The following is a 15553-nucleotide window of genomic DNA, read 5'->3' on the forward strand; positions in this document are numbered from 1 at the left end:
ATGGCGGCAGACGGCGGGGGGAGGGCGCCGGCGGGGGCCTCCGGCCCGGCCGCGGCGCCGGTCTCGTAGGGGGTGTTCATGGCAGCAGCCAGTCGACGGGACGTTCGGCCGTGAGGTGGATGGCGCCGCTCACCGGCGTGGTGGACTCGATCGCGAACGGCGGGCCGTCCTCGCGCGACCAGGCGTAGCCGGACGGCGTCCCGGCGGCCCGCTCCAGCTCGACGAGGACGGCCACGGCCGGGCCGTCGGCGGAGAACCGCTCGGCCAGTTCGGCGCTGCCGAGGAAGCCCGCGATGCGCTGCGCGGTCTGCGGCACCCGGCCGACGGTCTTCACCCGCCCCTTCAGCACACCGAACTGCTGGGCGGGCGCGGACTGGACGGTGAGGTCGACGCGGGCGCCCACCGGCACGGGTGAGCCCTTGCCGCCGGGGACGTAGAGCATGGCCACCAGCGGCTCGTCCCGGTCCTGGACGCGCTCGACGGTCGCCACCTGGGCGCCGGGGGTGATGACGGAGCCGGTCTCGGCGACGAGCGAGGTGATCCGGCCCGCCTCCACGGTGCGGACGGCACGGGTGCCCTGCTCCGTACTGACGGCCAGCACGGGCGCCTTGGCGGGGAGGCTGTCGCCCTCGCGGGCCAGGACCTCGGTCACCTGCCCGGCGAACGGGCTCTGCAGGACGTAACTGCCCCCGGCGCGGGTGAGCACCCCCGGGGACTCCAGCCGGGACGAGACGGAACCGGTCACGGCCCAGAAGGCCGCCCCCGCCATCACGAGGAGCGTGACCACCAGCACCAGCAGGCCCTGGGGCCGTGCGAAGCGCACCGGAATGTCGAGCTCTTCGGGTGACTGCAGCTTGGACAGCGCCTTGTGGCGGAACTGCACGGTCTCCATCCCTCGCCTGCGAAGACGCCGGGCGTTCCGACGCGGTGACGCACGGCCGCCCGGGGGCCGCCGTGCCGCGGGGACGGCCGCCCGGCCGACGGCATGCATGGGCCCCGGAAAGGGGAATTCCGGGGCCCATGGTCAACCCTTTCCGGTCTCAGCCAAACCGGCGGGTCGTGAAACGCTCCGGCTTTTCAGGGCCGGACAGCGGACGTCCGGATCAGAGACCCGCGACGAGACCGGTGACCTGGCTGGTCGGCAGGCCGGTGACGTCCTGCACGAGACCCAGGCCCTCGGAGAGCGGGGCGACGGAGTCGACGGCGCCCAGAACCGGGGCGACGTTGACGCCGACACCGCCGGACACGGTGTCGAGGTCGGCGTCGTCGATCTCGCGGGTCTCGACCTGGGGGGTGAAGTCGTTGCGCACTTGGGCTTCCCTTCAATTTCTGCTGGGTGTTTCTGCATCACACCGGCCGGTTCAAGGGGGACGAAAACCGAGCCGATTTGATGGGGCGTCAGCTGCCCCGAACCCGGGAACCATCTTTCAACAGCTTCCGTGTACCGCCAGATGAAAGCACGTCACGCGGCCGGCGGGCCACCCGCGGCGGCCGTCACGCGAGTCCGCCGGCCGGGTCGCACCGCAGGTCGGGCACGGGATGGTGACGACCCCTTCACACACTCCACGGCCTGGTCACCGCGGGTGGACGCCCCGGCGGGCACAAAGCGGACCGAACGCCTCCGCCCTCGCGGGGGATTCGGGGAAAACCGTTTCCACACCCCGCCCTGTGCCGCTTCTGCGAAAACGGTGTGCAGGACCGGTCGAATGCGACATGGCCCGACAAGAGAACCCGTGACGGAACACCCGGGGGAGCCGGTATTCCCTGCCGCGCCGCCCGTATCGGGTATGTCCGGCCGATCTCGTATGACCCGCGGTATACGCCATCGCGCCCCTTCCGCCGGTTGGCCATGCCTTTCCCGCACAGGCGGTCCGCGGCTCCGCCGGAACCGGTCCGGCCGAAAAGGGAATACGGGAAGGAGAAGGTGTGAGGAAAGGAAGGCGGCCGGAGCCGGAAAGGGCTTCCGGTTTCCGGGCGGCCGGCCGGCCGGGACGGCGGTACCGGTGTCCCGCCGGGCCGCACGCGGACCGGCGCCGGCCGCGGCGCCCTCAGTGCTTCAGGCCGCCGCCGAGATTCATCACCAGGACCCCGGCGACCACCAGCCCGACGCCGATCAGCGTCGTGGGGCGGGCTTCCTCGCCGAACAGCAGAACGCCCCCGATGAACGCCCCCACCGTCCCCACGCCGGACCAGATGGCGTAGACGGGACCCACGTTGAGGGTCTTGAGCGCCTGCGCCAGGAGCACGAAGGCGAGCATGTATCCGACCACGACCACGGCCGAGGGCCCGAGCCGGCTGAAGCCGTTCGAGGCGCGCAGCGCGAGGGTGGCGACCACCTCGGAGACGATCGCACAGGCGACCAGCAACGCCGCAACCATGACGATTCCTCCTCCGTGGCTCTCCGGTCCCGCACAGCACAGTAGCGCGCGGAGAGGCCGGTCCCCGACCACGGAGCCCTGGTGAGCGTCCCGGCCGCTCCTACCGGGTGCGGTAGGCGTCGAGGATCGTCTGGGTCAGCTCGTGGCCGCTGCCGCCGGTGACCTCAGCCCGGAGGGAGACACCCGTCCCGGGCTCCTCCGGGTTGCGCACCCGGACCACGCCCTCGCGGACCGGGAGCTCCGTCCAGGTGCGGCCGCCGTCAAAGGAGGCGTGGACGGTGAGCTCCCCGGCCCCGTCCGCCGCGGCCGAGCCCTGCACCGTCACCGGGATCTCCGTGACGGATCCGGCGGGGACGGTGGAGTCGGGGGCGAGCCGGGGGGTGAAGCGGACCGCCGAGGCCGGCAGCCGCACCCGCTCCTCCTCCCCCGCCGCCTCCGAGGTGAACGTCCAGGAGGAGGTGACCTCGCGGGAGACGGTGGCGGCACCGCTGCGGGCGACGGTGGTGACGAGCCGGTAGTCCGCCTTCTCCGGAGGCAGGGTGAACTCGGCGCGGTCGAGGATGTCGCCGGCCGTGGCGTGGAGCTCCCCGTTGCGGTAGAGCGTCGTGGAGGCCGTGTCGTAGAGGCTCTCGCCACGGTGCCCCGCGCCGTCGGCCAGGGGGTTGAGGCGGCCGGAGAGGGTGCCGCCGCGCCGGAAGAGTCCGTCGTCCCCGCTGCCCTCCCCGCCCCCGGCTCCGTCCCCGCCGCCGATCAGAGGGCCGAAGACCCCCGTGTTGTAGGTGTGTTCGTACCGCTCTCCCGCCGTGTACGCGGCCCGCCGCGGACCGGTGTAGACCGCCTCCACGACATCCCCGCGGCTCTGCTGGAAGCGGTGCGACCAGCGCACGCCCTCGGTGTTGAGGTACTGCGTGAGGGTGCCGGGGACGTCCTGGACGCCGGCCACCGTCCAGCCGTGACCGGCGTCGCCGGTGTCCGGCTCAGTGATCACCGAGCCCTGCCGCCCGGCCGCCGGCGCGCCCTGGTGGATCGTCAGCTCGGCGAGCTCCTCCGGCCCGACGTCCTTGCGCAGGCCGGTGAAGAGGCTGCCCTCCCGGCCGAACGCGACCCGGTACTCGGTGCCGGGGCCGCCGCGGAAGCTGCCGACCGTCTTGGCGTGCATCCGCCCGTCCGGCAGCTCGGGGCCGACGTGCCGGGTGCGGAAGCCCAGCGGCATCGGCGGCCGCACCAGCACGACGCTGCCGATGCCGCGGCCGTCCACCGTCGCGTCGAACGACATGGCGGTGTCCGACGGCTCGGCCTCCGGGTCCGGCACGGTGATCTCCACCGGCTCGGCCTTCCGGGCGTCGAAGGTGACGGTGGTGTCCCCGGTGAGGTCCAGCCGCGGCTGGAGCTGCCAGTCCAGTCCGGCCACGTCCTCCCCGGCGCCGGAGAGGACGGTCTGGTGGCTCAGGAGATAGGCGCCCCTCGGCAGCCGGAGCGTGGAGGTACCGCCGTCACCCGTGGTGCCCGTGAAGCCGCCGCGCTCGTAGTCGTGGACGATGACGGACCAGTCGGCGGGCGCCCGGCCGTCCCGGCCGACGGTCTCCACCGTGAGGTCGTACGACTCCCCCTCACGGGTCACGGAGCCGACCGTGCGGACCGACTGCCCGCCGCCGCTCGCCGTGACCGCCACCTCGAAGTCCCCGTACCGCTCCCCGCCGGGCCGGGTGTCGGCGGTCAGCCCGGTGGAGACGGCGCCGCCCGCGGGGACGGTGATCCGCTCGGTCTCCAGGACGAACATGCCCTCGGGGGCCGGTTCGCCGTCCGGGCCCGTGGCCTCGGCGGAGAGGGTGAGGGTGAGGTCCTCCTCCCCCGTGTTCCGGTGGACGAGGTCCCTGGTGACCGGTTCGTCGTCGGTGTGCGGCCAGCGCGCGGAACCGAACTCGACGGAGGACGTCCCGGCGGCGAGGGTCTGCGCGGCGGCCCGGCCCACGTCGAGCCGGCCGGCACCCTCCTCGTGGACACCCTGGCCCTCCCCCGCCGCGGCGGCTCCGGTCAGCGCCGACTTGATCCGCTCACCGCTCCAGTCCGGGTGCCGCTCCGCCAGCAGGGCCGCGGCACCCGCGGCGTGCGGGGCCGCCATCGACGTCCCGGAGAGCGATCCGTAGCCGTCGGCGACCGGCCCGGCCTCCCCCGCCAGCACGCTGCCCTCGGCGAGCGCGGCCCCGATGGAGACGCCCGGGGCGGTCAGATCGGGCTTCAGCCCGCCGTCCCCGGTGCGCGGGCCGACGGAGGAGAAGCCCGCGAGCCGGTCCTCCCGGTCGACGGCGCCCACGGTGAGCGCGGCCTCCGCGCTGCCCGGGGAGCTGATGGAGCCCGGGCGGGGGCCCGCGTTGCCCGCGGCGGCCACGAACAGGGCGCCGCTCTCCGCCGACAGCCGGTTCACGGCCTCCTCCATCGGGCCCACCCCCGGGGTGTCGCCCGTGCCGACGCTGAGGTTGACGACCTCGGCGCCCTGCCCGACCGCCCACTCCATGCCCGCGATGACCGAGGACTCGGTGCCGCTGTTGTCGTCCCCGATCACCTTGGCGTTCAGCAGCCGCGCGGCGGGCGCCACCCCGCGGTAGGCGCCGCCGGACGCGGCTCCCGTCCCCGCGGCGATGGACGCCACATGGGTGCCGTGGCCGTACCGGTCGGTGGTGACGGGGGACGCGGAGAAGTTCTTCGCCGCCACGACCTTGCCGCCGGACAGATCGGGGTGCGCGGTGTCGATGCCGGAGTCCACGACGGCGATGGTGACGCCCTCGCCCTCCCGGCCCGTCTCCCAGACGGCGGGTGCGCCGATCTGCCGGACGCTGCGGTCGAGTGCGGCCCGCACCAGCCCGTCGAGCCGGAGGGAGGCCACGCCCGGCGCGGCGGTGCGCCCGCCGCCCCCGCCGGAAGGGCGGGTGAGGGCGGCCCAGGCCGCCGCGGTGTCCCCGGGCCCGGTGGCCACCGCGTCGGCGCCGATGCTGCGCAGCGGGCGGACGCCGGCGTCCCCGGCGGCGGCGCGCAGCCGCTGCCCGGCGCCGGGGCCGCTCTCCCCCGCGTCGTCCTCGTAACGGACGATGAACGGCAGCGCGTCGCCGTGCAGGGCGCGGAAGGCGGGCCGGCTCAGTTCGGTGACGTCGAACAGCCTGCGGTCCACGGTGCCGTCGAGGACGAGGGCGGTCGCGTCCTGGGGGATGACGTAGGTGTGGCCGTCGCCGTCGCGCTGCGCCTGGACCGGGATGTGCTCGCGGCCCTCGGCGGGGAGGACGGCGGTGACCCGGCCGGCGCCGCTCACCCGGACCCGGTCGCCGGTGATCAGCGTGACGAGCCGCTCCCCGCCGGCCGGCGGACCGGCGGCGGGGCCGGCCGCCGGGGGCGCGGCGGCGGGGGCCGCGAGGGCCGGTGACGCGGCGGGTAACGCCGTCACGGCCGTGGCGGCCGCGGCCAGCGCGGCCAGGGTTCTCTGGGCGCGGATGGGCACGGGGTTCCCCCTGCTCGCCTCGGAAGGGCCGCGGACCGGCCTCGGAGTGGAGAGCCCGGCCGGAGCGGCCGGACGCGGCACCTTCCGCGTCACGGGGGACGGCTCGGTCACAGACGTGTCCCCGGGCTCTGCGCGCCTCAGTATCGAGGGGCGCGGAGGGGGCGGACAACGGTCGGAAACCGGCCAGCGGCGGGCGGGCGAAGAAACGGGAAAGTTCCGGCAATGTCATGGAGAAACCGCAACGCCCTTGTGGGGCGGTGCGGTTGACACGTTCCGGTGACCCTCATGGGACCGGCGGCTCTCATCGGCGGCCGCGGACCGCCGCGGCTCCCCGCTCCCCGCTTCCGCGCTGCCGCGCGCCGTCCGCCGCGCTCGCGATGCCCGTCCCGCCGGTGTCCTCGTGGGGGCGGTGCGGTCGCGCGCGGCGGTGGGCGGCTCAGCGCCGGTCGTACGACTGCTGGGCCGGCGCCTGGATGGGCGGCGCCGGGCGCGTCTGCAGCCCGAACAGCGAGCCCGCCGAGACGACGAGTTCCCCGGCGGAGCCGATGGCGACGTCGGCGGGGACGTTCATCCGGCGCAGCGCCCCGGAGAGAGTGTCCTCCACGAGCGCCAGCCGCACGTTGAGCGCGCCGGGCCCGCCGCGGGCGCGGCCGGACAGATCGGTCAGCACCTCCTGGGCGCTGTTCTGCAGATCGGCCATCGTCTGCCAGCCCCCCGGCTGGCGGGCGGGCGCCTGGCCTCCGGCGGCCGGAGCGCCGAGCGTCTGGGGCAGGCGGACGGCGAGATCCGCGTACCACTCGGAGAGCACACCGGACATCTCCGAGCGCAGTCCGTCGAGGAAGACCAGGAGGACGGCCGCCCCCATGTTCGTACTGACGGGCGGATGGGCCGCGGGGCCACCGCCGTTCGGGCCTCCGTTGGACTGAACCCCCAGGTACGAACGGAGGACGACGGGTACGTCCTCCTGCTGCTGCTGGGGCCGGAACGGCACCAGTATGTCCCGGACGGGGGTGATCCCTCGAGCGGCCCGCTCCGCCGCTGCCTGGCAGGCGTAATCAGTGGGCACGGGGCACACCACTCCTCTCCACTGGCCATATCGGCAGTGGCTTCACATGTTTGGCTTGAATGATCGAGGTCGTACCGTACCCCCATTCGAGTGGTTCGGGGAGGTCTTCGGGCAAGTGGAATTTCACGCATCGGAGGCGGACGGTAGCGGAGCGGGTTGCGGCGGAGCCCCAACTCTCCTTCCCCCGCAGGGTGTACCGATCGGTAGCCGGATAGTGGAGGTTCCGGCGGAAAACCGGACGGGACGGAGGCGGCCCTCGCCGTCGGCTTCGGACGGGCACCCGGCGGCCGGCCCGGACACGCTCCGGCGGCGCCGCGGGACGCCGCGGGCAGCGGGCCGGTCCGCCGCTTCCGGCGCCGGGACGGTGACCGGTGCCGGCACGGCCCCCTCCCCGCGGCCCGTCCCCCACGAGAGCTACGCGCAGGTGTCCACCCGGTGGTGACGACGTGGGCCCGCCGGATCCGTAGCGTCCGGTGCAGCCGCGGCGCTCCGGCCGCGGATTCGGCGAAGGACATCTCATGAGACTGGTTTGGCAACTCCTGGCCGTCGTGGCGGTCACGCTCGTCGGCGGCAGTGTCGTCACCGGGCTGCGCGACGCCCCGTGGCTCGCGCTCGCCTGCGGCATCACGACCGCCGTGCTCGCGGTGCTGGTCTACGGGTGGGTCGTGCGGCGCACCGAGCACCGCCCGTCCACGGAAGTGGCCCTGGAGGGTGCCGGGGCCGCGACCGGCCGCGGGGTGCTGATCGGCGTCGCGATGTTCGGAGCCGTCATCGCGAACCTCGCCTTCCCGGGGTATTACGAGATCCACGGCATCGGCACGGTGACCGGCGCGGTGGGCCTGTTCGGCCTCATGGCCGGCGCCTCCGTGACGGAGGAAGTGCTGTTCCGCGGCGTGCTGTTCCGGATCATCGAGGAACGCACCGGCACCGGCATCTCGCTGGCGGTGACCAGCGTGCTGTTCGGCCTGTCGCACCTGCTCAACCCGCACGCCGGTCTCTGGGGCGCCGTCACCATCGCGATCGCGGGCGCCATGCTCGGCGCCGCGTACGCCGCCACCCGCACGCTGTGGCTGCCCATCGGCCTGCACTTCGGCTGGAACTTCGCCGCGGCCGGCATCTTCAGCACCGAGGTCTCGGGCAACAACACCCCGCAAGGGCTCCTGGACGCCTCGGTGTCGGGTCCCGCGGTGCTCACCGGCGGCGATTTCGGCCCGGAGGGCAGCCTGTACACGGTGCTGTTCACCGCGCTGGCGACGGCCGTGTTCCTGTGGCTGGCCCGCCGGCGCGGGCATCTGGTGCCCCGCCGCCGGCCCGCCGAGCGGGTTGGCGCCACCCCTACAATGCCCCGGTGATCAGTCGTCCGCGGGTCCCGGATCGGTGGCACCGGTTCGACGTGACCGTCCGGGACCTCCCGCTCGCCCTGGCGTTCCTCGCCGCGACGTTCCTGCCGGCGTTCCAGAGCCAGGGGACACAACTCGGCGGCGTGCCGGACCGCCCCTTCGACGCGCCGGCCCTCGCGGCCGTCGCCCTCCAATGCCTTCCGCTCGCCGTGCGCCGGCGGTGGCCGGTGGTGTGCCTGGCCCTGGTGTCGCTGGGCTTCGCCGCCGACCAGCTCCGCGGCTACCACTCGGTCGCGGGCGCCGCCCTGCCCATCGCGCTGCTGAGCGCGGGGGGGCATCTGGAACGGCACCGGCGCGCCACCGCGCTGCTCTTCTCCGCCGCCTACGTGCCGCTGGCGGTCGCGCTCTCCCGGCTGGGTTCGGGGGAGCCGCCGGGCGAGTTCGTGACCTTCTATCTCGCGCTGGTGCTGGCGTGGGGCATCGGGGCGTGGCTGCGTTCCACCCGGGCGGCTGAGGCCGCGCACCGGCTCCGCGTCGCCGAGGAGACCCGTGCCGCCGAACGCACCCGCATCGCCCGCGAGTTGCACGACGTCGTGACCCACCATGTGACGGCGATGGTCGTGCAGGCCGAGGCGGCACGCTATCTGACCGCGGCGCCCGACCGCCTCGACGGGACCCTGGCCGCCGTGAGCGACACCGGCCGCCGGGCCCTCACCGATCTGCGCCACCTGCTCGACCTGCTCACCCCCGGCCACGGCACCGAGGCGGGCTCCGGGGCCAGGACCCCGTCCGCCGGCGGGCTGCTCACGCTCGTGGAGCAGACGCGCCGGGCCGGGCAGCCGGTGGAGTTCACCGAGGAGGGCACGCCGGCGGTGGCGGCCGGCAGCGCCGACCTCGTGGCCCAGCGGGTCGTGCAGGAGTCCCTGACGAACGCCCTCAAGTACGCCCACGGCAGCCCCACTTCGGTCCGGGTGCGCCATGGCGGGCAGGAGATCACCGTGGAGGTCGGCACGGACGGCCCCGGCTCGCGGGCCGGGTCCACCGGCGGGAGCGGGCGGGGCCTCGCCGGGCTCCGGGAACGGGTCGAGGTCCTGGGCGGTGACTTCAGCGCGGGCCCCCGGGCGGGCGGCGGGTTCCTGGTGCGGGCCCGCATACCGGCGGGGAGCCCGTCGTGACCGCGCCGGTCCGGGTCCTGGTCTGCGACGACCAGGTGATGGTCCGCACCGGGCTGGCGACCATCATCGACGCGCAGCCGGACCTGGAGGTGGTGGGCGAGTGCGGGGACGGGCGGGCGGCGGTGGACCTCGCCGGCCGGCTGCGTCCGGACGTCGTCGTGATGGACGTGCGCATGCCGGTGCTCGACGGCATCGAGGCCACCCGCCTGCTGGCCGGAGCCCGCGTACCGCGTCCCGTCAAAGTGCTCGTGGTGACCACGTTCAACCTGGACGAGTACGTCTACGAGGCGCTGCGCGCGGGGGCGAGCGGGTTCCTGCTGAAGGACGCGCCCCCGGACCAGCTGCTGCACGGGATCAGGACGGTGGCCACGGGGGCGGCCCTGCTGGACCCCGAGGTGACGCGCCAGCTCGTGGGCCTCTACGCCGAGCGGATCCGGCCCGCCGCGGCCGCTCCGCACGACCTCCCGCTGACCCCCCGCGAGCTGGAGGTCCTGCGCCTCATCGCGGACGGCCGCTCCAACAGCGAGATCGCCGGGATCCTGCTGATCAGCCAGGAGACCGTCAAGACCTTCGTCTCGCGCATCCTCACCAAGCTCCATCTCCGCGACCGCGTACAGGCGGTCGTCTACGCCTACCGCCACGGCCTGGTGACCTGAGCCCCGGCCCGAGCGCACCGAGTGCGGGCGCGCCCGCGGCCTGCCCGGCGCCGGGGCGGTTCAGCCGATCAGCGGGCAGGTCCGCCGCTCGCCGGACTCCGGGGTGGGGAGGGTGAAGCGGACCCGCACCTTCGTGTTCCGCGACCCGCCGCTCTGCACGTGCACGCCCAGCGCCGTGCACACGATCTGGTGGATGCCCAGCTCGGTCACGTCGTCGATCGTCAACGGCATCATCAGCCGGATCGTGTCCGGTGTGGTGGTGACCACGGTCCGCGGGGTCGCGCTCGGCGCGATCTCCGTGCGCAGGCCCGAGGTGCCGGGCCCGGACAGCAGCAGCGCCAGCGCCTCGGAGACCGTGCCCAGACGGCCGGTCCGCCGCAGCTGCGGCCGGAGTTGGCCGTGCGCGTCGACGAAGTAGAGCGTCACCCCGGGGGCCACGCCCGTCGGGGCCTCGCCCCCGCGGGTCACCCCGGAGGGCTGGATTGCGCAGCCCGCGAGCAGCACGGCCACCGCCACCCACACGATCCGTCTCAACCGTCCTCCCCGTCCGCCCCGTTCACCCCGACCGCCCCGTCCCGCGGCAACCGCAGCACGAACCGCGCCCCGGCACCGTCGGCGTTGCCCGCGGTGAGGTCGCCGCCGTGCAGGCGGGCGTTCTCCAGGGCGATCGCCAGCCCGAGCCCGCTGCCCGGCGTGCGGGTGCGCACGGCGTCGGCCTTGTAGAAGCGGTCGAACACCTGCGGCACCACCTGCTCGGGCAGGCCCGGTCCGCCGTCGGTGACCTCGGCCCGCACCTGTTCGCGGGAGGCCGAGAGGCGTATCCGCACCGGCGGTCCGCCGTGCCGCAGCGCGTTGCCGGCCAGGTTGGCCATGATGACGTCCAGCCGGCGCCGGTCCAGCCGCAGCCGGATCTCCTCGGGTGCCTCCACGTCGACCCGGTCCAGCCAGCCCCGGGCGCGCAGGCAGTCCCGCACGGCGCCGGTCAGTTCGGTCTCCTCCAGCCGCAGCCGGGCGGTGCCGGCGTCGAAGCGGGACACCTCCATCAGGTCCTCGACGAGCCGGACCAGCCGGTGGGTCTCGGTGATCGCCAGCTCGGCGGACTCCCGCGCGTCCGCCGGCATCCCGTCGGCGGCGGTCGCCAGCACCTCCACCACCGCCGTCAGCGTGCTCAGCGGAGTGCGCAGCTCGTGCGACACGTCGGCGGCGAACCTCCTGGCGTCGGCCTGCATCCGCCGCATCGCCGTCATCGACGTCTGCAGCGACTCGGCCATTCCGTTGACAGTGGCGGTCAGTTCGGCCAGTTCGTCGGCGCCCCGGGGCGGCAGCCGGGCGCCGAGGTCCCCGTCGGCCAAGCGCTGTGCCGTGTCGCGGAGCCGGCGGACCGGGCGCAGGACGCTGCGCGAGGCCAGCAGCGCCAGGAGCACCGCGGGCGGCAGCGCCAGGGCCGCGGTGCCGGCCGCGGCGGCGGCGAGGCCGCCGATCTGCCGCTCGACGCCGGTGAGGTCGTGCACGGAGTACACCTCGATGCCGGACGGGGTGCGGGCGCCGTCCGGCGCCGTGATCACGACGGGTGTGCCGATCAGCAGCCACGGTCGGCCGTCCGCGGTGATCCGCTGTGTGACGAGCTCGTGCCGGGTGCGCACGGCGGTGCGCAGCTCGCCGGTGACGAGACCGGTGCCGTCGCCGTCCGCCGACCGCAGGTTCCGGTAGGTCACCAGCGTGTCCGGGCCGGCGGCGGCGCGCAGCCGGTCGAGCGCGTCCCGGTCCGGCGGGTGGGGCAGCTGGGGGGTGACCGCGTCGATCCGGCCGGTGAGGCCCTCGGTGAGCCGCTGCTCGGCCGAGGCGACGAGCGCCGTGCTCGCCGATCCGGCGCCCGACCAGGCCGCCGCGGCGGCGCCGAGGACGGTCACCAGCACGAACGCGACGAGCAGCCGGGCGCGCAGCCCGCGCGGCCACGGCCCCACCGTCACAGCGGCCCGAAGCGGTAGCCGAACCCGCGCACCGTCTGCACGTAGGACGGGGGCGCCGAGCCGTCCTCGATCTTGAGGCGCAGGCGCTGCACACAGTTGTCGACCAGCCGTGAGTCGCCGAGGTAGTCCTGCTCCCACACCTCCTCCAGCAGCTGCTGCCGGCTGAACACCCGGCCGGGAGACCGGGAGAGGGTCAGCAGCAGCCGCAGTTCGGTCGGCGTCAGCATCACCGGCTCGCCGCGCAGCGACACCGTCAGCGCGGTGCGGTCGACGCGCAGGCCGCCGTACTCCCGGACGCCGTCGGGGGTACTGGTGCGGCGCAGCACGGCGCGGATCCGCGCGTCGAGGACGGTGGGCCGGGCCGGCTTGACGACGTAGTCGTCCGCCCCCGCCTCCAGGCCGCCGACGACGTCGAAGTCGTCGCCCCGCGCGGTGAGGATGATGACGGGCACGTCGCCGTCCGCCCGGATGCGGCGGCACACGCCGAACCCGTCGAGGCCCGGCAGCATCAGGTCGAGGACCACCAACTCCGGTCTTTCGGAATGGAATTGACGCAGTCCGTGCTCGCCGGTGTCGGCCGTGCGGACGGCGTGGCCGTGCCGGTTCAGCGCGAGCTGGAGCCCGCGCCGGACCAGGGGGTCGTCCTCGATGAGCAGAATCGCCGCCACCCGCCCAGTATGAACAGCGCCGGGGCGGCCGGGGGCGGCAGCGGCGTCCTGCGACACGTCTGCGACACAGTTCGGAAGCCGCTCGGACAGTGCCGGGCGAGGGTGCCGTTCATGGATCTCTCAGGGAACGAACGCATCCGCCGCGGCCGTGGACGGGGCGGGCACCGCGGGCCGTTGGTCGCCGCGGTCGTGCTGGCCGGCCTGCTGGTGGGCGTCGGCACAAGCTTCGGCACCGGCGGACCGCCGCAGACCCGCTCACCGGCGGACACGGGGAAGGCGGCCGGCGGGAGCCTCGACGTCACCGGCTACGACATCACGATGAACTATCGGCCGGAGTCCGGCACCCTTCGGGGCGTCACGGTGGTCAGCGCGACAACGGCCGGGGCACTGGACAGTTTCACGCTGCACATCAGCGGGCTGACGGTCCGTTCGGTCACGGTCGACGCGGAGGCGGCGAAGTCCTTCTCCCGGTCGGGCGAGAAGGATCTCGTCGTCGTGCCGGCGCGGACGATCGGCCCCGGGGACCGGTTCCGGGTCCGGATCGCGTACGACGGAGAACCGGGAGCCGGGTGGCTGCCCACCGAGTCGGGCGGGGCCACGGCGTTCATGGGAAGCTCCAGCGCGTGGTTCCCGGTCCACGAGGACGCCCGCGACAAGGCGGACTTCCGCCTCACGGCGACCGTGCCGGAGGACTGGAGCGTCATCGCCGTCGGGCGGGAGGGCCCGGTGCGGCGCGAGGCCGCCACGGCCACGTTCTCCTGGACGGAACCGGACGTCGACCCCGCCCACATCGCCGTGTCCGTCGACCGCTTCACGGTGGAACGGCCGGCGCCGGCCGACGGCATCCCGGTGGTCAACGCCTACGCGCCGGGTCTGCGGGAGCGGACGAAACCCCTGGCCGACCGGCTGCCGGAGATCCTCGATTTCCTCTCCGCCAGGTTCGGCCGGTACCCGTTCCGGGCGGCCGGCAACGTCTTCGTCCAGGTGAACGACGACGGACCGGCCACCGCGCCGCAGACCCGGCCGGTGTATCTCGGCGCGGGCAACGAGCGGTTCATGACGCTGGAGTCCGTCGTCCACGAGCAGGCCCACCAGTGGTACGGGGTCTCGGCCGCCGCCCGCCGGCCGGAGGACAAGTGCCTGGCCGAGTGCTTCGCGGTCTACGCCACATGGCTGTGGGACGAGGCCGAGGAGGGCGCCGACCTCGACGCCCGCTACCGCGAGCGGGTCGAAGCCGGGAGGGACGACCCGTCCCTCTGGGAGGAGCTGTACCGCCCCGGCCGCACCCCGGGGATACGCATCTACGACAAGGGTCCGCTCGCCCTGCACGCCCTCCGCCGGCAGGTGGGCGACGAGGCGTTCGGCCGGCTGCTCAAGCGGTGGCCGCAGGAACACCGCGGTGAGTACGCCGGCTGGCCGCGGTTCGAGGCGTTCGCCGAGAAGGTCACCGGACAGGATCTGACCGGCTTCTCCCGGGCGTGGTTCCGCGGCGCGACGGTGCCCGAGGACCCGTACCTCTGGCCCGGCGGGCTGAAACCGTAGCGCGCGTCCGGCCGCGGCACGCAGGGGGCGGCCGCGGCCGGGACCGGAAACGTCGCGGCCCGCCAACTCCGGTTCGGGAACGGATCAGTTGCTGTGTGAGGATGCATGGCGGGGACCGGTCCGCTTCGGAGACCGGACATCCGGATACGGGGACAGGGGCAGGAGCGCAGGGTGGGGGAGAACGGGGCGTCCATACCCGACGAGGAGTGGGAACGCTTTCTGCGGGAGGCCGAGGCCGGCACGCACGACGCACCGCGGGAACCGTCCGCACGGGCCCGCATGGTGGCACGGCGGCTGCGGGAGGAGCCCGGCCCGCCCGCCGGGTGGCGGACCCATGAACCGCCCCGGCGGCCGCGGGGCAGGGGCTGGTACGCGGTCGGTTTCGTTCTCGTGGTCGGCCTGCTGGCCGTGGCCCTGTTCCCGGGGCGGGTGGCCGGATGGTTCGCCGGCGGGAACGGCGGAGGCGCCCCGCTCGCCGCGGAATCGGAGCGCCCGGTTCAGCCCCCGGCCACGGAGGCGGCGGTTGAAACGCCCACGCTGGAGGAGCCGTTCAGGGGATCACCCGCGGCCCGCTGGCGCGACGGGGCGGCGGGCATTCACGTGCCCGCGGCGCGGGCGACCGGCTGGATGAGCGAGGACCGGGTCGCGCGGGCGCTCGACCGGACCCGGTCCTTCCTCGTCGCGTCCAGCCTGGACGCCGGTGTGCTGCGCGGGGAGCGGCCGGAGAAGGCCATCGCGCTGATCAACCCGCATCAGCGGGACGTCCAGGACTATCTGTCGGCCGCGTTCCGCGCGCCCGGCCGGGACAGCAATCCGCTGCTGCTGTTCAGCCGTTTCGCGCGGGCGGAGGTACGGCCGGCCGGGAACGTGGTCAAGACCCGGGGCCGGATCACGTACCGGGAGGGCGAGCGCGGCGCGCTGGAGGTGACCGCCGACGTCACCTACGTCTATCCGGTCGTCCGCGCCGCGGCCGGCAGCGACGAGGTCACGCGGACCATCGTCCGCCGGGAGACCGTGATGAGCTGGGACGACCCGGCGAAGGTCGTGGTGGAGCCGGGAACGTTCTCTCTCGTGTCCTACCGGGCCGACATCACCAACGGAGGCTGCGGCCCGGTCACCGGCTACCTCACCCCCGAGTTCGGCACCGAACGCGCCGCCGGCCCGGGGGACGGCCCCGGGACCGATCCGTACGACCGGAGCACCGCGATGGACGTCCGCATGCGCGAGTCCGCCGGAACGGAATGCGGGACCGCCACACGGTCGTGAGC

The 15553-nt window shown here is 74.5% G+C and carries 13 protein-coding genes; 5 read left to right on the forward strand and 8 right to left on the reverse strand.

Translation table 11 applies throughout. From position 1 onward, the window contains the following. Window positions 1-76: 76 nt before the first annotated feature. The 5 genes from SXIN_RS03265 to SXIN_RS03285 form a co-directional block, all read right to left on the reverse strand. On the reverse strand, window positions 77-883 hold the full coding sequence (locus tag SXIN_RS03265; protein WP_039822913.1) for an HlyD family efflux transporter periplasmic adaptor subunit: 807 nt from the start codon (window positions 881-883) through the stop codon (window positions 77-79). Window positions 884-1103: 220 nt separating this feature from the next. Further along, window positions 1104-1310 carry a hypothetical protein gene (locus SXIN_RS03270; RefSeq protein ID WP_019710549.1) on the reverse strand — a complete coding sequence of 69 codons (207 nt, stop codon included), beginning with the start codon at window positions 1308-1310 and terminating at the stop codon, window positions 1104-1106. A gap of 738 nt (window positions 1311-2048) precedes the next feature. Then, entirely contained in the window at window positions 2049-2378 is a 330-nt protein-coding gene (locus tag SXIN_RS03275; protein WP_019710550.1) for a DMT family transporter, read from the reverse strand. A gap of 100 nt (window positions 2379-2478) precedes the next feature. Next, window positions 2479-5868, reverse strand: coding sequence for a S8 family serine peptidase (locus tag SXIN_RS03280; protein ID WP_095756566.1), 3390 nt, complete (start codon window positions 5866-5868; stop codon window positions 2479-2481). Between the two features lie 436 nt (window positions 5869-6304). Further along, entirely contained in the window at window positions 6305-6934 is a 630-nt protein-coding gene (locus SXIN_RS03285) for a hypothetical protein (RefSeq protein ID WP_125623891.1), read from the reverse strand. Between the two features lie 518 nt (window positions 6935-7452). Here SXIN_RS03285 and SXIN_RS03290 point away from each other — a divergent pair. From SXIN_RS03290 to SXIN_RS03300, 3 genes are read left to right on the forward strand one after another with little or no spacing between them, the layout of a single operon-like run. After that, on the forward strand, window positions 7453-8286 hold the full coding sequence (locus SXIN_RS03290; RefSeq protein WP_019710553.1) for a CPBP family intramembrane glutamic endopeptidase: 834 nt from the start codon (window positions 7453-7455) through the stop codon (window positions 8284-8286). Next, on the forward strand, window positions 8283-9449 hold the full coding sequence (locus tag SXIN_RS03295) for a sensor histidine kinase (protein ID WP_039822918.1): 1167 nt from the start codon (window positions 8283-8285) through the stop codon (window positions 9447-9449). The genes SXIN_RS03290 and SXIN_RS03295 overlap by 4 nt, the downstream gene beginning before the upstream one ends. Then, on the forward strand, window positions 9446-10105 hold the full coding sequence (locus tag SXIN_RS03300) for a response regulator (protein ID WP_019710555.1): 660 nt from the start codon (window positions 9446-9448) through the stop codon (window positions 10103-10105). Before SXIN_RS03295 ends, SXIN_RS03300 begins: the two co-directional genes overlap by 4 nt. Before the next feature lie 60 nt (window positions 10106-10165). On the opposite strand, the gene SXIN_RS03305 is transcribed toward SXIN_RS03300, so the two are convergent. From SXIN_RS03305 to SXIN_RS03315, 3 genes are read right to left on the reverse strand one after another with little or no spacing between them, the layout of a single operon-like run. Next, window positions 10166-10639 (reverse strand): hypothetical protein, encoded by a 474-nt coding sequence (locus SXIN_RS03305; RefSeq protein WP_039822921.1) that lies wholly within the window; start codon window positions 10637-10639, stop codon window positions 10166-10168. After that, a complete protein-coding gene (locus SXIN_RS03310) occupies window positions 10636-12069 on the reverse strand; it encodes a sensor histidine kinase (protein WP_202859789.1) in 1434 nt (477 codons plus the stop codon). The genes SXIN_RS03305 and SXIN_RS03310 overlap by 4 nt, the downstream gene beginning before the upstream one ends. Before the next feature lie 2 nt (window positions 12070-12071). Further along, complete coding sequence (locus SXIN_RS03315; protein WP_019710559.1) at window positions 12072-12743, reverse strand: response regulator transcription factor; 672 nt, start codon at window positions 12741-12743, stop codon at window positions 12072-12074. A 111-nt stretch (window positions 12744-12854) separates the two neighbouring features. Here SXIN_RS03315 and SXIN_RS03320 point away from each other — a divergent pair, with 111 nt between their 5' ends. After that, window positions 12855-14285, forward strand: a complete 1431-nt coding sequence (locus tag SXIN_RS03320; RefSeq protein WP_157916238.1) for a M1 family metallopeptidase — start codon at window positions 12855-12857, stop codon at window positions 14283-14285. A 171-nt stretch (window positions 14286-14456) separates the two neighbouring features. Beyond that, window positions 14457-15551 carry a hypothetical protein gene (locus SXIN_RS03325; protein ID WP_019710561.1) on the forward strand — a complete coding sequence of 365 codons (1095 nt, stop codon included), beginning with the start codon at window positions 14457-14459 and terminating at the stop codon, window positions 15549-15551. Window positions 15552-15553 lie beyond the last annotated feature (2 nt).

This window comes from Streptomyces xinghaiensis S187 (assembly GCF_000220705.2).
Lineage (GTDB): Bacteria > Actinomycetota > Actinomycetes > Streptomycetales > Streptomycetaceae > Streptomyces > Streptomyces xinghaiensis.